General features: G+C 58.8%; 25 protein-coding genes. 14 read left to right on the top strand and 11 right to left on the bottom strand.

Annotated features, from left to right (window positions below; all coding sequences use genetic code 11):
- The first annotated feature begins 83 nt into the window (after positions 1-83).
- On the top strand, positions 84-491 hold the full coding sequence (locus EOHIBHHM_RS23015; protein WP_497258786.1) for a DoxX family protein: 408 nt from the start codon (positions 84-86) through the stop codon (positions 489-491).
- An 84-nt stretch (positions 492-575) separates the two neighbouring features.
- A complete protein-coding gene (locus EOHIBHHM_RS23010) occupies positions 576-1,043 on the top strand; it encodes a DUF6789 family protein (protein ID WP_497258784.1) in 468 nt (155 codons plus the stop codon).
- 120 nt (positions 1,044-1,163) lie between these two features.
- On the opposite strand, the gene EOHIBHHM_RS23005 is transcribed toward EOHIBHHM_RS23010, so the two are convergent.
- Positions 1,164-1,988, bottom strand: a complete 825-nt coding sequence (locus EOHIBHHM_RS23005; protein ID WP_497256876.1) for an IS5 family transposase — start codon at positions 1,986-1,988, stop codon at positions 1,164-1,166.
- 79 nt (positions 1,989-2,067) lie between these two features.
- Between EOHIBHHM_RS23005 and EOHIBHHM_RS23000 the strand changes: the two genes are divergently transcribed.
- From EOHIBHHM_RS23000 to EOHIBHHM_RS22985, 4 genes are all read left to right on the top strand, one after another.
- Positions 2,068-2,316 (top strand): Rdx family protein, encoded by a 249-nt coding sequence (locus EOHIBHHM_RS23000; protein ID WP_497258782.1) that lies wholly within the window; start codon positions 2,068-2,070, stop codon positions 2,314-2,316.
- Positions 2,317-2,328: 12 nt separating this feature from the next.
- Complete coding sequence (locus EOHIBHHM_RS22995; protein WP_497258780.1) at positions 2,329-2,583, top strand: glutathione S-transferase N-terminal domain-containing protein; 255 nt, start codon at positions 2,329-2,331, stop codon at positions 2,581-2,583.
- Positions 2,580-2,789: a hypothetical protein gene (locus tag EOHIBHHM_RS22990; protein ID WP_497258778.1), complete on the top strand. Its 210-nt coding sequence runs from the start codon at positions 2,580-2,582 to the stop codon at positions 2,787-2,789. The genes EOHIBHHM_RS22995 and EOHIBHHM_RS22990 overlap by 4 nt, the downstream gene beginning before the upstream one ends.
- A gap of 366 nt (positions 2,790-3,155) precedes the next feature.
- Complete coding sequence (locus EOHIBHHM_RS22985) at positions 3,156-4,148, top strand: arsenic resistance protein (protein ID WP_497258776.1); 993 nt, start codon at positions 3,156-3,158, stop codon at positions 4,146-4,148.
- Positions 4,149-4,330: 182 nt separating this feature from the next.
- Here the strand turns inward: EOHIBHHM_RS22985 and EOHIBHHM_RS22980 are convergent, their stop codons facing one another.
- Positions 4,331-4,612, bottom strand: a complete 282-nt coding sequence (locus EOHIBHHM_RS22980) for a winged helix-turn-helix transcriptional regulator (RefSeq protein WP_497258774.1) — start codon at positions 4,610-4,612, stop codon at positions 4,331-4,333.
- A 274-nt stretch (positions 4,613-4,886) separates the two neighbouring features.
- Here EOHIBHHM_RS22980 and EOHIBHHM_RS22975 point away from each other — a divergent pair, with 274 nt between their 5' ends.
- Positions 4,887-5,114: a hypothetical protein gene (locus tag EOHIBHHM_RS22975; protein ID WP_497258772.1), complete on the top strand. Its 228-nt coding sequence runs from the start codon at positions 4,887-4,889 to the stop codon at positions 5,112-5,114.
- A gap of 219 nt (positions 5,115-5,333) precedes the next feature.
- Here the strand turns inward: EOHIBHHM_RS22975 and EOHIBHHM_RS22970 are convergent, their stop codons facing one another.
- The 5 genes from EOHIBHHM_RS22970 to EOHIBHHM_RS22950 form a co-directional block, all read right to left on the bottom strand.
- Positions 5,334-5,780 carry a low molecular weight phosphatase family protein gene (locus EOHIBHHM_RS22970; RefSeq protein ID WP_497258770.1) on the bottom strand — a complete coding sequence of 149 codons (447 nt, stop codon included), beginning with the start codon at positions 5,778-5,780 and terminating at the stop codon, positions 5,334-5,336.
- A gap of 14 nt (positions 5,781-5,794) precedes the next feature.
- Entirely contained in the window at positions 5,795-6,958 is a 1,164-nt protein-coding gene (gene arsB, locus EOHIBHHM_RS22965) for an ACR3 family arsenite efflux transporter (RefSeq protein WP_497258768.1), read from the bottom strand.
- Positions 6,951-7,349, bottom strand: a complete 399-nt coding sequence (locus EOHIBHHM_RS22960) for an ArsR/SmtB family transcription factor (RefSeq protein WP_497258766.1) — start codon at positions 7,347-7,349, stop codon at positions 6,951-6,953. Before EOHIBHHM_RS22960 ends, arsB begins: the two co-directional genes overlap by 8 nt.
- Before the next feature lie 403 nt (positions 7,350-7,752).
- Positions 7,753-7,956, bottom strand: a complete 204-nt coding sequence (locus tag EOHIBHHM_RS22955; RefSeq protein WP_497258764.1) for a heavy-metal-associated domain-containing protein — start codon at positions 7,954-7,956, stop codon at positions 7,753-7,755.
- Positions 7,957-8,061: 105 nt separating this feature from the next.
- Positions 8,062-8,607 (bottom strand): ArsR/SmtB family transcription factor, encoded by a 546-nt coding sequence (locus EOHIBHHM_RS22950; RefSeq protein WP_497258762.1) that lies wholly within the window; start codon positions 8,605-8,607, stop codon positions 8,062-8,064.
- A 126-nt stretch (positions 8,608-8,733) separates the two neighbouring features.
- Between EOHIBHHM_RS22950 and EOHIBHHM_RS22945 the strand changes: the two genes are divergently transcribed.
- Both EOHIBHHM_RS22945 and EOHIBHHM_RS22940 read left to right on the top strand, forming a co-directional pair.
- Positions 8,734-11,349 carry a heavy metal translocating P-type ATPase gene (locus EOHIBHHM_RS22945; protein ID WP_497258760.1) on the top strand — a complete coding sequence of 872 codons (2,616 nt, stop codon included), beginning with the start codon at positions 8,734-8,736 and terminating at the stop codon, positions 11,347-11,349.
- A 242-nt stretch (positions 11,350-11,591) separates the two neighbouring features.
- Positions 11,592-12,308: a DUF7482 domain-containing protein gene (locus EOHIBHHM_RS22940; RefSeq protein ID WP_497258758.1), complete on the top strand. Its 717-nt coding sequence runs from the start codon at positions 11,592-11,594 to the stop codon at positions 12,306-12,308.
- An 11-nt stretch (positions 12,309-12,319) separates the two neighbouring features.
- Here the strand turns inward: EOHIBHHM_RS22940 and EOHIBHHM_RS22935 are convergent, their stop codons facing one another.
- The 3 genes from EOHIBHHM_RS22935 to EOHIBHHM_RS22925 form a co-directional block, all read right to left on the bottom strand.
- A complete protein-coding gene (locus tag EOHIBHHM_RS22935; RefSeq protein ID WP_497258756.1) occupies positions 12,320-13,426 on the bottom strand; it encodes a hypothetical protein in 1,107 nt (368 codons plus the stop codon).
- Positions 13,427-13,729: 303 nt separating this feature from the next.
- Positions 13,730-13,963 (bottom strand): hypothetical protein, encoded by a 234-nt coding sequence (locus EOHIBHHM_RS22930; protein ID WP_497258754.1) that lies wholly within the window; start codon positions 13,961-13,963, stop codon positions 13,730-13,732.
- The gene (locus EOHIBHHM_RS22925) at positions 13,956-14,330 is read right to left on the bottom strand and encodes an ArsR/SmtB family transcription factor (protein ID WP_497258752.1); all 375 of its coding nucleotides are present in this window, start codon (positions 14,328-14,330) and stop codon (positions 13,956-13,958) included. The genes EOHIBHHM_RS22930 and EOHIBHHM_RS22925 overlap by 8 nt, the downstream gene beginning before the upstream one ends.
- 119 nt (positions 14,331-14,449) lie before the next feature.
- On the opposite strand from EOHIBHHM_RS22925, the gene merA reads away from it, so the two are divergent.
- From merA to lpdA, 5 genes are all read left to right on the top strand, one after another.
- Positions 14,450-15,907, top strand: coding sequence for a mercury(II) reductase (gene merA / locus EOHIBHHM_RS22920; protein ID WP_497258750.1), 1,458 nt, complete (start codon positions 14,450-14,452; stop codon positions 15,905-15,907).
- A 61-nt stretch (positions 15,908-15,968) separates the two neighbouring features.
- A complete protein-coding gene (locus EOHIBHHM_RS22915) occupies positions 15,969-16,547 on the top strand; it encodes a peroxiredoxin family protein (protein WP_497258748.1) in 579 nt (192 codons plus the stop codon).
- Positions 16,548-16,550: 3 nt separating this feature from the next.
- Complete coding sequence (locus EOHIBHHM_RS22910) at positions 16,551-17,324, top strand: cytochrome c biogenesis CcdA family protein (RefSeq protein ID WP_497258746.1); 774 nt, start codon at positions 16,551-16,553, stop codon at positions 17,322-17,324.
- A gap of 118 nt (positions 17,325-17,442) precedes the next feature.
- Positions 17,443-17,895 carry a putative iron-sulfur cluster-binding metallochaperone gene (locus EOHIBHHM_RS22905; protein ID WP_497258744.1) on the top strand — a complete coding sequence of 151 codons (453 nt, stop codon included), beginning with the start codon at positions 17,443-17,445 and terminating at the stop codon, positions 17,893-17,895.
- The gene (lpdA, locus tag EOHIBHHM_RS22900; protein WP_497258742.1) at positions 17,892-19,271 is read left to right on the top strand and encodes a dihydrolipoyl dehydrogenase; all 1,380 of its coding nucleotides are present in this window, start codon (positions 17,892-17,894) and stop codon (positions 19,269-19,271) included. Before EOHIBHHM_RS22905 ends, lpdA begins: the two co-directional genes overlap by 4 nt.
- A 79-nt stretch (positions 19,272-19,350) precedes the next feature.
- Here lpdA and EOHIBHHM_RS22895 read toward each other — a convergent pair whose 3' ends face one another.
- The gene (locus EOHIBHHM_RS22895; protein WP_497258740.1) at positions 19,351-19,842 is read right to left on the bottom strand and encodes a DUF7995 family protein; all 492 of its coding nucleotides are present in this window, start codon (positions 19,840-19,842) and stop codon (positions 19,351-19,353) included.
- Positions 19,843-19,894: the final 52 nt, after the last annotated feature.

Here is a 19,894-nt window from a genome sequence, read left to right as displayed (position 1 = left end):
GGAATCCATAGCTAGTTAGCAACCAGTACTCCCTCAGCACCAGCTTCGCTTACGCTTATCCGGATTCTTGGACACCTCTCAGTATGGAAGACGCCGCTGTCGATCGTATTCAGGCACTGCGGCAGGCGATACCGGAGTGGGTTCACATTGGTCTTCGTCTCGTTCTTGTCGCACTCGTCGCGAAACCAGCACTGAGCAAGTTCGTCACCCACGAGAATTCAGTTACCTTCTTCGATGCAATTGGGATGCCCGCCCCTCAGTTGATGGTCATCATTGCAGGCATCATCGAGGTCGGGGCAGTTCTCCTGCTATTGGTTGGCGTCGGTGAGCGCCTTGCGGCTGTGTCACTCATTCCGGTGATGTTCGTCGCCATATTGTACGTGGGACCAGACTGGAAGAACCTCAGCGTATTGGTCGGAGCGCTTGCACTACTCGTCCTGCAGACTGAGGTGGACGCCGTCTGGCGCCCTGCTGATCGACTACGCGGTTAGGTCACCCTCACGTAGTATGGGTCGTTGACTCCGTCAGTCCGACCTTGTCTTAGCCTTATTTGGTCGCTCACAGTTGCTTCGAGTGTGACACAACATAGGCTCCGAGCGGGGTTCGGCTACGGTGTAATCGCGACGATTGCGATGTCAATTCTCATGCTCCTCGCAGTAGTTTCGGGGAAGTCGCCGATGCCCCAGCCGATTCCAAAAGCAATGGTTGCACAGCTTTTCGGCAGCGGTCTCCCGAAACCCATGGTGATGGCGCTCGCCGTGGGACTCCATCTCGGATATGGTGGTGCATTCGGCGCAGTCCTCGCACGAGTTGCGCGCCCCGTGACGATTGGAAAGGGCCTCGCGCTCGGTGTCGGTCTCTGGATCCTGATGCAGGTCGCATTCCTGCCGTTTCTCGGGTGGGGCCTGTTTGGCACGGCGATCACGCCGAGAATCGCGGTTGCCACGCTTGTCCTGCACCTCGTCTACGGTGGCGTGCTCGGCTGGGCGCTGGATCGCCACACAGTGTCGACGAGTGGTGAATCGGTCACGACCGCTGACTGACGAGACTCGGTTAGCTCGCGCTAACTGGGTCAGGGAACCCTTGTCTTAGCTTTACGGTGATTCCGTTCCGAGTAGAGAGTAGGTATGACTGCTGTGTTGAATAGGGGTACGGCGTAGGGATCAGAGCGGATCACAGAGTTGTTCGATGTTGATGATGGCGAACATCAGGACGATTTCACGGAACTCTCGATACCAGGTTTGCGCTCGCACGGCATCGCCGAGCGAGCGCTTCACGGACGAATACGACGTTTCAGCCATCCAACGCTGGGTGTAGCCACGCTCTCGAATGAGCGCGTTGTTGCTGAGCGCGTTCGCAGACGATCCACGGTAGTGAATCAACGGTTCCACGCTGAGGCTGTAGAACTCGTATTCAGAGTGCCAATCCTGGAAGCCGTTATCAGCAGCGACTGTATGCAGGTCGTCCGCGTTCCGGCGGACGACCTGCGGCCCTGATTTCGTATCATGTGGCCACTGCGCGTGGCACTGCACGTCAAGAACAGCGAGTGACGCTGTATCGGTCAATGTCGTCACTTTCATCGTCTCAACCGTCTGGTTCGACCGATCGAGATAATGCGCAGAGGCGTGGCCTCGATCAAAAAACGTGCTGTCGAGAGCGGCGAATCCAGACTGCGGGTGTTGCTGCGCTGAAACGCGCAGCAACGCCCGCCACACCCACATCTTGAACCGATCGAACGACTTGTTCAGCGTCGTGTAATCTGGGACGTCGCTCCTGTTCAACTCAAGGACGTCCCGTATGTCACCCATGTACTTCAGCCGATTTGCGGTTTCTCGGAAGCTGTGCTCCTCTTCGAGCCGAAACCCGTGAATAACGACGTGCTTCCAGCGGGCGAACCCGCCGGTGGCGGGCTCGCCCGCGTGCTTTCCCAAGGCTTGTTTGGCTAGACGCTTGAACCACTCAACGAAGTCGAGGAGATCGACTTCCACCATACCCGACCTCCTCGGCTTCATCCTTACTGATTTGACGGTCTATCCCGACGCCGTCTGTCTATTCAACACAGCAGGTATGACCGCAATCGAAATCGAATACTGCGTGCCGTGTGGATTGCTCGAGCCCGCGATTGAAACCCAGACGCGGCTTCTGAACGAATTCGGCCAGGATCTGGACGGGGTCACCCTCACCCCTGGCCACGGTGGCGTCTTCGTCGTGACCGCCGATGGCGAGACCATCTGGGACAAAGAGGTACACGGGGCTGACCTTGATTTGGAACTCATCGTCGAGACGATCGATGACCGACTCCCGGCAGAAGCCTAATTCCCTGTATCCATGCTCGAACTCTACCAAGCAGAGGGCTGTGGCTACTCGAAAAAAGTCCGTGAAGCGTTGACCGAGTTCGGTGTCTCATACGTCATTCACAACCCGCGAACCGCTGCGGGTGAGACGCGAAACGAACAGACTCACGACGAACTCCGAACGCTAGGTGGACAGGATCAGATTCCGTTCTTGGTTGACCATCAGCGTGGCGCCACGATGTACGAAAGCGACGATATCGTCGACTATCTGGAGGAACACTACGCATGACTACTGCCGTCGAAGATGATTGCCCGATCTGCAACTCCTCACAGCGGGCGAAAGAGCGGTTCGCAGTAGCCAAAGTCGCTGAACATATCCTCGAGAAGGCCCGACGAGACCAGAATCATCAGCAGTGGATCGATGAGCACACCACGAACGGCACGCTCGCCGAGATTCGAGAGGCTCTCGAACACCACGATCGCCCTCGGCAATAGCTGATGGTTGGCACCGACGGTACACCTGATCGGTCGTGGCAAATTGTCAGTGTCTTCCCGTTATGGACCTCATTTCGGAAAGCAACTAGTCCTCCTTCTGGGAGGATCGAGCATTGACAGCCACGAGAGAACTATCAATGCGAACTTACACCTGTCGTCCCAAATTAGCTATAATGAGTGAGCTTGGGTGGTTCTTCGGCGGTGCCGGACTGCTGTTCGTGCTTCACCCAAGCGCCGCTGCTCGATATCCCGACAGTGACCCAGACGGTCAACGACTGGTTCGCTACGTTGGCGCACCCACCTTGGTGGTTCTTGGACTACTGATCTCCCTCGAAACCACAATTCAATAACGACAGTGACTATCTTATGACACGACTCTCGAAACAGTGGATTCAGCACAACCAGGTCGGAGTGTACGCCGTCGCCGTCCTCCTCGCGATCGGGATCGGTCTTGGACTGCCGGGCGCGAGTTCCATTCTGGAACCGCTTATCAATCCCGTCCTCGCGGTGCTATTGTACGTGACGTTTCTGGAGATCCCATTCGTTCGGATTCGGCGGGCGTTCCGGAACGGCCGGTTCATGGCGGCTGCGCTCGGGATGAACTTCGTGGTTGTCCCGGTTGTCGTGTTCGGACTCACCCGATTTCTCCCGCAGGAGCCGGTACTCCTCGTCGGGGCGTTCATGGTGTTGCTGACGCCGTGTATCGACTACGTCATCACGTTCACAGACCTCGCGGACGGGGATGCCGAGCAGATCACTGCCGCAACGCCGGCACTGATGCTCGTTCAGTTGCTGTTGCTCCCGCTGTACCTCTGGCTGTTCATGGGCCAGCAGGTGGCCGAGTTCATTGAAGCTGGTCCGTTCATCGAGGCTTTCGTCGTCATTATCGCGCTGCCGTTGGCGCTCGCCTGGGCGACCGAACTCTGGGCAGATCGATCGGACCGTGGTGAAGCGTGGCAGGAGACGATGGGCTGGTTGCCGGTGCCGATGATGGGGGTGACGCTGTTCGTGGTTATTGCCTCCCAGCTGCCACGCGTCCAGGATTCGATCGGGCAAATCGCGGCTGTCGTTCCGGTGTACGTGGCATTCCTCGTTATCATGCCGCTGCTCGGTCGACTCGCTGCTGGACTGCTCGGAATGGACGTCGGTGAGAGCCGTGCGCTCGTATTCACGTCCGTGACGCGGAACTCGCTGGTTATCCTTCCGCTGGCACTGGCGTTACCGTCGGGGTATGCGCTCGCGCCGGCGGTCGTCGTGACGCAGACGCTCGTCGAACTGACCGGGATGGTCATCCTGACCCGAGTTGTTCCGGGATGGCTCTTGCCGGACGCCCCATCCCCGATTCCGTTGGGCACGTAATAGACGGATATGGCGGGATGTCTGCTCGTGTGCGTTTCTCCCGTCGGTATCGATCGACGACGAACAGTACGTTCGTCGGTGTCGGTAACGCCGCTCGAAGTCACATAGAACTTCATACGGGGCGAGCGGATCGCTGCGACGCTGTCGATTAGAATGCGTGGCTTCGCCGCTCGCGGTGAGCGCTAGATGCAGTCATTCTGGGCCTCTGCCCATTCGAGGAGTGGGTCAAGTCGCTCGCGAAGTTCGTCACCTTTCTCGGTGAGTTCGTACTCGACGCGGGGTGGGATCTCCGCGTACTGTTCGCGGGCGAGAAAGCCCGCTTCAACGAGGTCATCAAGACGAGTCGACAGCGTCGAACTGCTCACCTCGCCGAAGGTCTCCTCGATCTCGCCGTATCTCGCAGGCCCGATCGCGCCGACAACGCAGATCACTTGCATCGCGTACCGCCGACTGAGCAGATCCATCACGCCGCCCAAAGGGCAGTAGCAGGTAGTCTCTGTGTTCTGTATCTCTGGGACGTCAGGTGACGAGTCTGGTGTTTCTGCCATAGCTTTCATTCGCCGAATTTGGTGCAATACTTCGGACTTGACAGTATAAACACTGCCGTATTCAAAGTAATTGTGTATCATGAGTCAAAACGACTCGTCACGAGAGGTTGCATGTACGCTCACTGAAGAACAGGAGCGAGAACGGAGTGCAAAAGTCCACTCGCGTCTCATTTCCCACTACGTCGGGTATATGGAAACGGAAGATGGACTGGCCATTCGGTTCGATGGAACCGACGAGTCGCTTCCCGCGGTTGCACAGTTTACCGCGTCGGAATTGCAGTGCTGTGCATTCGCCGAGTACGAGATCACGGTCACACCGCCGTACGAGGAGACCGTGTTGACAATCACTGGTCCCGATGGAACGCGACAGATGTTCCGCGACGGACTGGTCGACCGACTCGAGGCCGAGACCGCATAGTCCCCCTCTGGTATCGAGCTGGAACTCACTTACGCGACTGTCTTCCCTCCCGCTCGTGTCAGTAAGTACGAGGCCGCTAACGATCGAAGCGAGGGTGAGCAATCGGTCACCCCATAGTTCTGATCGTGGGATCTTTGTTCGAGCACGCCGCATTCCTCAGGGGATAGGAAAAACGCCTCTATGTGGCAGAACTAGATGTCTTTCGTGGCTGCCGGGACCTCAGTCGGACGTATCGAATTCCTCGAACAGCGCGATAACCCGCTGTTCGATCTCATCGCGAATGTCTCTGACTCGATCGAGAGATTGTCCGTCTGGATCCTCAAGCGCCCAGTCGCGCACATCGACGTCACTCCCGACTTCCCCGACGTCAAGCGTCGAACAACCCATCGTCGCGACGTAATCACACGACTGGAGTTCGTCGATCGTGATCTCCCGAGGCGTTCGATCAGAGAGATCAAACTCGACCTCGTCCATTACCTTGATCACTTCCTCGTGGACGTGCTCTGCTGGATGCGTCCCACCGGTCAGGATTTCGACCTGCTCGGTAAGACCACGGCGGTCGCGCTCGCGCTCTGCGAACGCGGTGGACATCTGCGAGCGGCCAGCATTCTGGACGCACATGAAGGCGATACGAACCGGGTCAGTGGTGTCAGTAGTGGTGGACATTGGGTGGGTGGTGATTAGTCGTCAGTAGTCGGTTCGGACGTAGACGAGTTCCGGCGGCCAATCTCAGAGCCGCCCCAATCGAGTTTCCGCTGGAAGTAGAGGGCGACGTTGACCAGCGCAAGTAAGACCGGGACTTCGATGAGCGGCCCAATGACGGTCGCGAAGGCAACGCCGGAGCCCACACCGAACACCGCCACGGCGACGGCGATCGCCAACTCGAAATTATTCGAGGCAGCCGTGAATCCGATCGCGGTTGTCGTCGAGTAGTCTGCACCGATGCCCTTGCCCATGCCGAAGCTCACGAGGAACATCACGACGAAGTAGATCGTCAGCGGCACGGCGATCAACAGGACATCTGCGGGCGCAGCCATGATATTCTCGCCCTGCGTGGCGAACATCACAATGATGGTGAACAGCAGTGCGACCAGCGTCAGGGGGTCGATTTTCGGGATGAACGCCTCCTCATACCATTCTTCGCCCTTGGTCCGCGTTCCGACGTAGCGGGTGAGAAAGCCCGCCGCGAAGGGAATACCGAGGAAGACGACGATCGCCTCGAACACCTGCATCGGGGTGATATCGAAGGTCGTAATCCCGGCAACGAGCGTCTCCATCCCGAGGAGCGGCGGCAGGAACAGCGCGAAGAACCAGACGTACACGCCGTAGGTGAGGATTTGGAACAGGCTGTTGAACGCGACCAGCCCAGTTACGTATTCGGTCGAGCCCTCGGCGAGTTCGTTCCAGACGAGGACCATTGCGATACACCGTGCCATTCCGATGAACACGAGTCCGAGGAAGAACTCGGGTCGGGCCGGCAGGCCAGGAACGAGCCCGCTGAAGAAGATGACCGCCAGCGCGAACATCAGGGTCGGGCCGATGAGCCAGTTCTGGACGAGACTCAATCCGAGCACCCGCCAGTTGCTGAATACGGTTCGGAGCTGGGAATAGTCTGCCTTCGCCAGCGGGGGGTACATCATCAGTATGAGGCCGATTCCCACGAGATGGAGGTTCTGAATCGGCTCGGTGACCGACGGGGCGACGTAGCCAAGCCCCACGCCGATGGCCATCGCGCCGAAGATCCAGACGGTGAGATACTTGTCGAGGAAGTCCATCGACCGGGGATCCCCACAGCTCTCACAGTCGCAGTTCGGCCCGTGCTCGTGAGCGTCGACGTTACTCATCGCTCACGCTTCCTTCGAGGACGGTGACAAGGGCGACTGCGCGGTTGGTTGCCCGGTACTTCTTCCAGCGACCGTCCTTCCGCCCGGAGACGAGTCCTGCGTCAACGAGCGCCGAGAGCGCATGGCTGAGTCCGCTCTCGCTCACATCGACGACCGCATTCAACTCACAGACGCAGAGTTCCTCCTCGGCAGCGACGAGAACACGAACGAGCGTATAGCGTGTCTCGTTGGCGAGTGCTGAGAGGACGTCAAGTTCGGCATCAACCTGCGCGGGGCCGAGCGCAGCTTCCAATGTTCCGAGTTCGTTGAGCCGTTGGTCGATGTCCTCGCTTCGACACTCCCCGAGTTCGTCTTCGAGATAGCGTCGTAATCGATCTGTGGCTTGTGCCATTGGAGATTACTTGAGAAATGATTCAATTAGAGCTTTCGGTAACAGCTGGGGAGAACGTGAATAGGTGCCGATATAGCCGCTTTATGATCATCCAGTTGAAGGCCGACCGGACTAAATTAGTTGAGTAGCTATTCAAGTATCACATGGCGAGCGAATCGACTACTCGAACTCGTGTCGCCTCCCGTGCAAGTGACGCTACTCGAAAACAGCGTGATGGAACGAAGTTTACTGGCGGATTCGGCCAACGAACTGGCGAGTCTGATTTGCTCTTCGTCAAGGGGCAACTCCCGAAACGGGATGGATCGGTCGCAGGCGATGCCTCTGCGTCGAAACAGATAGAACTCTCCTTGGAGAATTTACTTAACGGGTGAGGAGAAAATGGTTGGCAGTATACCTGTTTCACTCAGGCGGGCAGGTCGTACCCAGCGTTGTGAATTGCTTGCCGGACTGTCTTCTCTGTCTCAGCAGGAGCAGTAACGTCGACTGTGCCGCTTTCATGGTCGGCTTCGACTCGGTGAATGTCCTCGATCTGCTTGACGGCGTTCGCGACACGCTCTTCACAGCCGGTGCAACTCATCCCGTCTACCCGCAGTGTGTACTGATTCATAGGGATGCATAGCCTCCGGCGATGGTTAACCCTTTCGAGAGTTATGATAGCGATACAATTTCTATTGGAGCTCTCGTAGCATTCGAACTCATGGCTGAGACGAGATTAGGAAAGTAATTCTGTGAGGTCTCCCTCCTCGCCGAGATCGATGAGGGCCTGGTTGATGAGTTCCCGAATGATGAACTCCTCGTAGTGTTGCGTACTACAATATTCGCAGGGTTTCATCTCTTTGGCGACGGCCTCGATCTCGTTACCGTGCTCCGCTATCAGTTGTTCGATGAGCGTCGCGAGTTCGGTGTTCACCAGTGCAGACGCACCGGCCAACGTGGTTTCAGCATCGCCAGGGAGGTCGTAGGAGAAGATGCGTGTGTTCGATTTGTAGTATTTGCGCGTGCCACCGCCGGCTTCCTCGAGCCGAGCGAGTTCGACCATACCAGCGTCTTTCAAGACCTTCACGTGGTGACGGACGGTCGTTTCGGCCTTCTCCTCGTGGCGACGTTCAAGCTCCGCGTGTATCTCCTCGATCGTCATCTCGCGATCGGTGAGCATATCGAGGATCTTCGCTCGGACGTCATTTTCGAGGGCTTTCGCTTTCGTGGGGTCGGTTGTGATGACGTTCTTGATTCGAACGTCCTCCTCGAGGAGCGCCATTACCCCATCCTAGAGGTGCTAGAAGGATAATATTGTCGGGACGGAATCTAAATCGGTTCGATTAGAATAGTATCGATACAACTCTAGTCGTAATAGGTAAGGGTGAGCCGTGCGTACATCGACTCAATGGCGAACAAACACGTGCAGTACAACATCGGCGGGATGAGCTGTTCGTTCTGCGCTGAGACCATCAATAAGGCGTATAGCCGGACTGAGGGCGTCGAAGGCGTCGACGTGAGTCTCGCCCATGAGGAGCTCCTCGTCGAGTACGACGACGAGGTGCTCTCGGAGGCCGAAGTGAAAGACGTCATCCGGGACCTCGGGTACACCATCCGTGACCCCGACAAGGAGAAGCGCTTCGAACAGCAACAGGCGGAACTCGACGAGGGACGCCGTCACCTCTGGATCAGTGGCATCGCGTCGATTCTCACCTTCGGGCTGATGGCTGTGATGATCGCCCGCAACGGTTGGAACATCTTCGCGGAGACCGACGCCCGTTGGATGTGGTACGGGTCGCTGGCACTTGCGCTCGTGACGATGTTCGGTCCGGGGCGCTACATCAAGGAGAAGGCCTGGCAAAGTCTCCGCAGGGGTATCTTCAACCAGCACGTCCTGCTCGAAGCTGGCGCATTCGCCGGGCTCGCCGGTGGCTTTCTCGGCTGGTTCGTGTTCACCGGCTCCGGCTTCCCGGTGGTCCACTTCTTCGCCGTCTCGACGTTCATCACTACCTACCATATCCTCTCCGAGTACACGAGTCTCATCGTCCGTACTCGGGCTTCGCGGGCGGTCAACGATCTCATGGACCTCCAACCCGACACGGCCCGTCGCGTCACTGAGGACGGAGAGATAGAGGACGTCGCTGTCGACGACCTCGCGGTCGGCGACCGCGTGCGCGTCAAACCGGGCGAGAACGTCCCCATCGATGGGACGGTCCTTGAGGGCGAGTCAGCCGTCGACGAATCAGTCGCAACCGGGGAATCAGCACCGGTCGACAAACAGCCCGGCGACGAGGTGATCGGCGGCAGCGTCAACGAAACAGGTACGCTGCTTATCGAGGTGACCGCTGTCGGCGACGACGCGTTCCTGAACCAAGTCGCCCGACAGATCGAGGAGGCGCGAGCGATGAAGCCGGGGATCATCCAGTTGGCCGACCGGATTCTGAAGTACTTCGTCCCCGGCGTGCTCTCGATTGCGGTTGCATCGTTCCTCTTCTGGACGGTCGTCCCAACCGTCGTTCCCGGGACGATTCTCGGGACGGGACCACAGTTCGAAACAGCAGCGTTCGCGGCGCTCGCGGTGCTCGTCCTCGGGTATCCGTGTGCGCTCGGGATGGCGACGCCGTTGGCGCTCATCCGTGGCGGTGGGGAAGCTGCCAGACGCGGTATTCTGATGCGCAGTGGCGACGCCTTCCAGGTCTATCGTGATGTCGACACCATCGTCCTCGACAAAACCGGGACTATTACGAGAGGCGAACCTGCCGTCGCGCAAATCGTCGGCGTTGGCGACCATGCTGAAGTCGATGTCCTTCGGACGGCTGCAAGCGCGGAGGCGTTCAGCGAACACCCACTGGCGGACGCCGTTCTCGACTACGCCGACGCACAGGATGTCAGGTTCCCCGACCCAGAGAAGTTCGACAGCATCACCGGCAAGGGCGTTCGCGCAACTATCGATGGTGATGACGTATTAGTCGGCAAACCGGGCTGGCTCGAAGCCGAAGATGTCGATGTGACTGCCGGCCAGGATGCGATCGACGCGTTGCAAGCAGACGGACTGACCACTATCGGTGTGGTTGTGAACGGGGAGCTAGTCGGCCTCGTCGGTATCGGTGACGAGATCAAATCTGACGCCGTCGAGACTGTCAACCGCATTCTGAATGCGGGCATTGACCCGGTGATGATCACGGGCGACAACGAACGCACCGCTCAGACCGTCGCCGACGAGGTCGGCATCGAGCGAGTGATGGCGAACGTCCTCCCCGACGACAAGCGAGACGAGATACGTCGCCTCCAGAAGGCAGACGAACGGGTGGCGATGGTCGGCGACGGCATCAACGACGCGCCCGCGCTCACGCAGGCGGATATCGGGATCGCCATCGGCGCGGGCACCGACATCGCCATCGAGTCAGCGGACGTCGTGCTGATGGGTGACCGCCTCGGCGGCGTAATGGACGCCTACGAGATCGCACAGACGAGCTATTCGAAGACGCGTCAGAACCTGATCGCAGCGTTCAGCTTCAACGGTATCGGCGTCACAGCGGCGACGACGGGCCTCGTTCACCCGGTGTTCGCGATGCTCGCGATGATTTCGTCGGTATCGCTGGTGCTCGCGAACAGCTTCGCTGGACAGCTACTCTCCGGCGAGGGCATCAAGACGGACTTCAGCGTCGAAACACAGGAGACCGAAGGCCGTGATGAGGGATCAGAAACTGTCGATACAGAGGCGGACACGGACGGCGTGATGTCCGACCCAGCCGACGCGGAATCCGCATCCGAGAGAGTCGACGAGACGCGGGGCCGTGAAACTGTCACGTTCGCCGTCGACCTGAACTGCGGAGGTTGCGAGGATCGGCTCACCGAGGCATTACGGGACCACGATGGCGTCCGTGACGTGGACGCTGATTCGGAGACTAAACGCGTCTCGGTCACGTTCAATCCGCACGTGACGGCCGCTGACGACCTGGAAACTGTCATTGTCGAACTCGGCTACACCGTCGACCGACAGTCGCTAACGACCGCGGAGTAACGTACGGCACAATATTACACCACTACGAATACTATGATACCGATACAAAAATCATCAAAACGACTAAGTCGCTTCTTGCCGAACCTCCTGAGTGGATGGTCGGTCATGACGTGATTGGAACGACCGTCGGGTGACCTGTGAAGGTCACCGGAACGACACGCCGTCCCAAGTACCACCGTTAATACATACAGCAAACAATCATGCCAGAGCGAGATTCTACCGGCGTCGATCGACGTTCCGTAATGCAAGCATTCGGCATAACGGGCCTCTTCGGCCTCACAGGATACGCTGCTCCCGACTCTCAACAGATGCAATCACCACAGTCACAACAGCACAGCGAGGCGGCAGACGAACAGACCACTGATACCGACGCCCAAATGTTCGAACGGATTCCCGCCATCGATCTTCCGGTCATCGACGGGTATCACAACTGCGACAAGGTATGGTTCATTCACACGAGCGCGTCGAGCGAGAAGATGGCAGAACGGTTGACGAAGATGGTGAACTACCCGACGTTGCACGTCCCCCGGTTGACGGAGATCGTCAATGCCGACGAGCTGGCTGACATCTACGTTTTCAAAAACGGGATCGACCAGAGTGACGTGGACCCATGGGGCGGCGGGCCGTTCGGCTATCAGATCGACATCCTCGATTCAGTCCCCGGTGAAGAGACGTACACACCACTCCGACATCCACACGTCGTTACGTGGAAAGAGGACGCAGAGCCAGAAATCCTCAAATCAGTCGACCAACTGATGGCAGCGAAACAGGCAGGGCGACTCACAATCAAGCCGACGGACGTCGTCGTGACCGCGCCCGTGGTGAGCTGGCCCGGTGACCCGTTCGGACAGAATCTGCATATGGGTATGGGCCCCTCCGACACGATGCAGCAGATGTCCCAGATGATGGAACAAATGTGTGAACAGAACGGCGGGATGAATCGATCGGAACAACCGTAAGAAAAGTACAGTCATTCATTTGTAGACGGACTAGGTAACCACTCACTGCATTCTAAGGGTGATCGCGGTGGTTCGACGGATACCAGTGCGCTCGAGAGCTCAAGAGCGTTCCGCGTTAGGAGGGCGACCGCCCCGACGAAGAAGAGTGACCCGACCGGCGACGTCGGGTCGACAAATGCCCAGTACAGCGGGCTTGCTGTCAGTCCCAGAACCGAACTCGTAAGTGCATATGCGGCAGGGCCACAGCAACAGCAGGCAGTCGCTCCAGTCGTCGCGACCGACCCGAGGACTCCACCGGTGGAGTTGACGGAGAGATTGCGCTGCCAGACGCTCGTCACGAGCGCGGTGTTTACAGCCACGAGGCCGACGAGCAATCCGATGAGAAGTGCTGTCCCGATCGACATCGCCCCGGCGAGTGGGATCGACGGGAGGTAGAATTCGACGGCTGGCCAGACGACTAACGGATCTGCGAACTCCGCTACGGTGACGAACGCCGTCGTCGGTGCATTTACCCCCTCATCGGGGTTGACCGTGAACAGGCCCGCAGAGAAGAGGAGAAAGACCGTCACCAGAGAGGCGACGAGAAGACTGACCCGTCGAGCGAGGGCACCAACGTCTCCCGTGAGAGCGGGCCACACGCCGTTCCACAAGATGTACCCGACGGTCAGTGGGACGGCGAGCGTAATGAGATAGCCCAGTGGATGGGCCAGCCCCGCTCCTGGTAGGAGGGTTGGGTACAGCACCCATAGTCCCAATAACACCCCGAGAACGGAATACTGGGGGCGATCGACCCACCGAGACACCCCGAAGACGAGCGTTGCGGTCAGTATCCCAAAGCCTGCCAGTCCAGAGAGGATCGGGAACCACGTCCGACCGACAGAAGCGGTACTAATCGGTTCGATCTGAATCTGCGTGAGCCCGATGACTCCGACGAGTGTGACGACGAGACCGAGGAGAACGCTGGAGAGCGTTCGATACGGGCGGGCGGACCAAATCGTTCGGTCGAAGTGGAGGCTTCCGGTGATGATACCGAGTCCAGCGAGGACAACCGCCAGCAGCACCCAGTGTGGCGTTCCTGCGTGAACAGTTCCCTCGTGTGCGGCCACTGTTGGAACCATCGTCAGGGTCCCTCCTGCGGCTACAGATATACTGGCCAATCGTGAGAGACGAGTACGTCCGGTTTTCATTGGTGGGATAAGCGGTAGTGGAGTACGACCCCAATCGCTACCAGCGGAAGTGCAGTTACTACCATCGTCACGAGCAACCCTTCGACTCTACCGATTGTTCCATTCACGACGGTCGCTCCTGCGAGGCTTCCTCCCGTGACCGCAACCCCACCGACGAGGGTAGCGGTACCGGCACAACAGAAACTGAGGACGCCCGCTACTCCAAGTATCCCCCACCGATTCGCGTCCGCCGATTCAGACATTGGAGGTTCCTCCGAACTGATGGTAGCCAAGTGCGAGTAGCGCCATGGTGAGCCCGCCGACACCCACGACACCGAGATACGTCGCCCCTGTCGAGAGTCCGACCGTCGCTGCGAGCCCTGAGACGATCACGGCACCCCCCAAGAGTTCGATTCCGAGACAGCAGACTGCAATACCACCGAGTCCTGCGTACGGAAGAAGTGACTCGGCGTCACGCTCGTCAGGCATCGGAATCGGTGTCGGAGTCGGTGTCCGTGACGATTTCACAGCCGAGGACGCTCTCGATGTTCTGCCGAATGCAGTCGTCGGCGAGCGCGACCATCTTTGCGGCTTCGGGGCGGCTCACGGTGTAGTACTTCTTTCGCCCGTCGCGTTCGGCGTCGACGAGCTGGCAGTTCTTCAGACACTGGAGGTGGTGAGAGACGAGATTTGTCTTCCGGTCGGTCCGTTCGCACAGCTCAGTCACGTTCAGCGGCTCATCCGCCTCGAGGAGCGTCTGGAAGATCCGGAGGCGGGTCGGGTCGCTCAACGCCCCGAAGATGTTGGCTCGCGCTTCGTTTACGTCGGCGGTCGACTGAAGGAGCTGGATACTCATTACAATATATACTGGAACATCGAGTAATAGACGTTTCGGATGATTCTGTCACCCTGGTGTGGCTATCATCGATTCGAAGCCAGAATCTTAATAACCACAATACTCTAATGACCATTAGAATGAGTGCTGAGACACACTACGATCTCGTGGTTCTCGGTGGCGGCGCAGCGGCGTTCGCTGCGATTACCGAAGCCAGCAGCCGTGGCCTCTCGACCGCCATGGTCAACACTGGACTCCCGCTCGGTGGAACGTGCGTCAACGTCGGGTGCGTCCCGAGCAAGCACCTCCTCGCCGTCTCGGAGACCGCGTACGAGCCACCGAACAACCCGTTCGACGCTGTTCGGTACAGCAGTGATGAACCCACCATCGATTGGTCGGCTGCGCTCGATGAGAAAGATCGACTCGTTGGTCAGCTTCGCCAGGAGAACTACGTCGACGTCGCCGAGCACTTCGGAACCGACATCTACGAAGGGTACGGGAGATTCGTCGATTCGACGACCATCGAGGTGGTCGACGGGCCAGACGAGGGGACACGCATCACCGGCGAGAAGGCCCTCATCGCAACCGGGAGTTCACCGTGGGCCGCGCCCATCGACGGACTCGAAGATGTCGAGTACGAGACAAGCGAGACCATCTTGAGCCGCCACGAACTCCCCGAGAGCATCGTCATCCTCGGTGGTGGATACATTGCACTCGAATGGGGACAAATTCTCCACCGCGTCGGCGTCGACGTGACGATCCTCCAGCGCTCCGAGCGCGTGTTATCGGGGATGGACGGTCAACTCGGTCGCGAGATGCAGCGATGCTTCCGCGAGGAAGGGATCACCGTCGTCACTGGCAACGACTTCCAGCAAATTACGTCAGTGGCAACGGATGGCGGCCTCGCGACGCAGGAAACCGGCATCAGCGTCGAGACGGTCGTCGACGGCGAGCCGCGAACTTTCGACGCTGCCGAACTGTTCGTGGCGACCGGCGTGCAACCAAACAGCGAGAATATCGGACTCGACACAATCGGTGTTGACACCGACGACCGTAGGGCAGTCGTCGTCGACGAACACTTCCGTACGACGAATCCCGACGTGTACGCCGCCGGGGACGTCATCGGCGAGCCCGAACTGGAGACGGTCGCCGCGAAGGAAGGCAACCATGCAGTGAAGAACGCCTTTGGCGATGAAGGGAAAACTATCGACTACAACGCCGTCCCTGCGGTCGTCTTTACCAGCCCCGAAGTCGCCAGCGTCGGGATCACCGAGCATGAGTACATGGACGAGTACGGTACCTGTTCGTGCCGGACGGTCCAGATGGCGGACGTGCCGAAAGCACGAGCCGTCGAGGACACGCGAGGGCTGCTCCAGGTGGTCAAACACCACGAGACCGACGAGATCGTCGGCGTCCACATGGTCGCGCCGCGGGCTGCGGACATGATCATGGAAGCGACGCTCGCGGTGAAGTTCGGCCTCACCGTCGACGACATCATCGACACCATCCACCCGTTCCCGACGTTCTCGGAAGCGTTCAAACACGCCTGTCAGGCGTTCCGGCGGGACACCTCGACGATGAGCTGCTGCGTCGAATAACACTGCTCTTCAGGCGCTTACACGAACCATAATAAAGCAATACATCAACGACTATTGAACCATGAATCGACGAACTCTACTCACGACACTTGGTGGCGTCACAGTAACAGGATTCGCTGGCTGTCTCGGGGGAGAGGCTTCCCAGGGCCAACCTTCCAGTACATCAAACAATAACGAAGGGACTTCAACGGGAGGTTCCGGTGACACAGACGCGAAAACAGGGTTGAAGGTCGGACAGAAACTCCCAGACTTTACGTTACAGACGACCGCCGGAAACGAGGTTTCGCTACACCCTGTCGAGAAACCGACGGCGCTATTCTTCATGGCAGCGTGGTGCACCTCCTGCAAGCAGGAAGAACACAATCTGAAACAGGTTCTCGAGACGTTCGGCGACGATGTTCAATTGATTTCGATTGACATGGACCCCGACCGAGACAGCATGCAAGACCTCCAGCAATTCAAAGAAAAGTATGGGGGTGAGTGGACGCATGCGATGGGAACGAAGGAACTCATCCAGAGCTATCGGTTGACCTCGCTGGACACGACCTACATCATCGACCAGAACGGTGTGTCCACCTACAAGGACTCGAATGTCACACCCGCGAGCACGTACGAGCGCGAATTCAAGAAACTCCTGTGACACATGACGAGTGAATTCTTCTCGCCTGCCGTTCCACTCGCCATTGGGAGCGTTAGCTGGAGTCTCTTCGCATGGGGCCTCTCTGGTGGCGTGGCGTCGTTCTTCTCACCCTGCGCACTGCCGATGTTGCCCGCTTACCTCTCGTACTATCTCTCTGCTGAGTCCACGTCGATCACCGACGGCACAGTTGAACCGGGCATCGGAGCAGACGGTGGGCATTCTGTAGCAACGAGTCTCCGCCGTGGCGTTCTGTTCGGCGGCCTCGCCAGTCTCGGGATGTTGAGCGTCTTCGCGGTCACCGCAGCCATCGCTGGCGTACTCGGCGACGTGCTGACGCGAGTAATTCCAGTGCTCATTCCGATCGTCGGTGTCATCGTCCTCGGGTTGGGGGTACTGATGCTCGTGAATCGGGCAAGCTTCCTCTCGCAGTCGGTCCAGCTTCCAGAGTGGGGTGAGGCATCACCGAAGCAGTTCTTCGTCTTTGGCCTGCTGTTCGCCGGAGCTGCACTCGGATGCACCGCCCCAGTGTTCTTTGGAATCACCCTGACCGCGCTCTCGACCGGCGGGATTGCTGGGGCAGTCACAGTCCTAGCTGGCTACGCAGGCGGCATGATCGGGCTGTTCATCGCTATGACTGGTCTTGTCGCGGTTGCGAAAGACGAGACGGCTCGACGTATCCAGTCGCTCGTCCCATACATCGAGCGGGCGAGCGCTGTACTGCTGATCGGTGCTGGCCTCTACATGCTCTACTACTACGTCCAGGTGCAGTCTCTCTAACAATCGCCCCTCTCTGCTCTCTCGTTCGAGGGGACGCGATACTCTACTCGCCTGACTAGAATACTGGCGCCACTACGCTTATTCCGATGGTCATTGTACTATTGGGTAGTGAGATAGTATGCCTGCTCCAACTGCTCCGTGTCCCGAGTGTGGGAACGATGCGCGACAGATCAAGACCGAGACGGTTCGGAACATGGTTGAACCGTTCGGCAATCAGGACGTCGAAGACGACATACAATACCGTATCTGCAAGACACAGGACTGTCCTGTCGTCTACTTCGCGGACGAGATCGACCAGCGGTTCGAGGTCGACGTCATCCGCGAGCCTCCGAATTTTAAGCTCGCGGCAGACGCGGACCCGTACCCCCTCTGTTACTGCTTCGGCTACACCAAACAGCACCTCCGAGAGGATATCCAGGCGAATGGGGAAACCACGATAGACGAGTGGATCACCGAACGCGTTCAGGCAGAAGAGTGTGCGTGTCGGTGGAAGAGTCCGGTTGGCGGCTGTTGTCTTGGGAACGTGAAAGCCGCTATTTCGGAGGTTCAGGAGGAGGTGGCCACTCGATGACCGACGAATACGACCTCATCGTTCTGGGAGGCGGGATGGCTGGTCTCCCGGTCGCGATGAAATGTGCGTACTCCGGCATGGACACAGCACTCGTCGAGCAGGACCTGCTCGGAGGGACCTGTCTCAACCGGGGGTGTATCCCGACGAAGACGATGATCCGGAGCGCAGAAGTCGCGAACCTCATCCGGCGAAGCGGGGAGTTCGGTATCGACATCGACGGCGACGTCAGTACCGACATGGAGGCAATCGTCGACCGCAAGGACACCGTCGTCGAGAGTATCCGCGAAGGTTCCTACGAGAACGTCGAGGATAACGACAATCTCACACTCATCGAAGAGCACGGCGTCTTCGAGTCCGAGGACAAACTCCGCGTCGGCGACCGGACGATCACTGCCGAGCGAATCGTCATCAACACTGGTGCGCGCCCGTCGAAGCCACCGATCGACGGCCTCGACGAGGTGGAAACGCTCGACAGTACGGATATGCTCTTTCTCGATTCCGTCCCCGACTCGCTGGTCGTCGTTGGCGGTGGATACGTTGGCTGTGAGTACGCCCAGATGTACAGTCGGTTCGGAGCCGACGTCACGGTCATCCAGCGTCCTGAGCGACTGCTCCCCCGAGAGGAGCCGGACGTCAGTGCGGTCATCGAGGACGTCTTCGCTGATGAGGATATCGACGTGCACACAGACACGTCCGTTGCGGCACTCGAATCGGCAGGTGACGCAATCAGTGTCGAGGCAGATGGTCCGGGCGGAACGCTCGAAGTGACGACCACAGACGTCCTCCTGGCCGTTGGCCGAACCCCGAACACGAACGAGATTGGTCTCGATGCGGCAGGCGTGGAGACCACTGAACAGGGGTTCGTCGAGACTGACGATAGCTTCGCGACGACCGCTGACGGCGTCTACGCAATCGGCGACGTGAGTGGGCCGCCGATGTTCACCCACTCGGCGCGAGACGACGCGGACCTCCTGTACCGTCATCTCGCGAAAGACGAGGAGGTGAGCACCGAGGGTCGGGCCGTCCCGTGGGCGGTGTTCACCGACCCGCAGGTAGGTCACGTTGGGTTGACCGAACAGGAGGCTCGCGACGAGGGGTACGAAGTTGGTGTCGGTCGACAGGACTTCGCCACACAGGGAAAACCGAAGGCACTCGGTGAGACGGATGGGTTCGTGAAACTCGTGACTGACGCAGAGACCGACGAACTCCTCGGTGCGCACGTTGTTGGGGAGCAGGGTGCAGAGATCGTCCACGAACTCGTGCTCGCGATTGAACTGGGGGCGACTGCCGAGGATGTCGCGAACACGATGCACATTCACCCCACCCTTCCAGAGAGCATCAACTCGGCAGCGGGAGGGGTACACAAGCCATCGTAACCTCTGGTGGTCTGTAGAATAAAACGAGATGTTTTGACTGTCTCTCTTCACGTCGCCAGTTAGAAAGCCGGGGTATCTGTTAGAAGTGGACGTCGGCGGGGACGATCCAGAGGTCCTCACTCGCTTCGAGGAGTCGATCCAGTTGCTCGCGATGCCGGATGCCGCTCGCGTGCTGGTCGTACAGGAATACCGACGGCCCGTCGTACGCGCCGACTTGGTGGAACGCGTGCCGAGCGAGATCCTCATCGCGCATGATTTCCTTGTCGGAGAGTTCGTCGATGGCTTCCTTCGCCCGTTCGAGATTACGCTCGAACTCTTCTTTCGTCGCTTCCCACCCTCGGTCGAGCAGGTCTTGGCCGTCGTCTGAGTCAACTGGTGCCGTGGTCGGGAGATCACCCCACCGCGCTTTGCCTGCGACCGTCGTGTCCTCCTCGTCGAACGTCACGTAGTAGTCAAAGACGGCGCCGGCGTGCGGGCCCGCACCCACCAGTCGGTCGAACACCGTCTTTCCGGTGGCTAACGCGTCGTCGTGTGTCGATGCCTCTACCAGGGTGTAAATGACCATGTGCATCGGTTTTCACCTCTCTCTGCCGACGCACGCGACTGCACACCGCGTCACTACG

The organism is Halogranum roseipondis (assembly GCF_059695585.1).
Note: the sequence above shows the minus strand (reverse complement) of the source record. Positions and strands in the feature narration are given on the sequence as shown.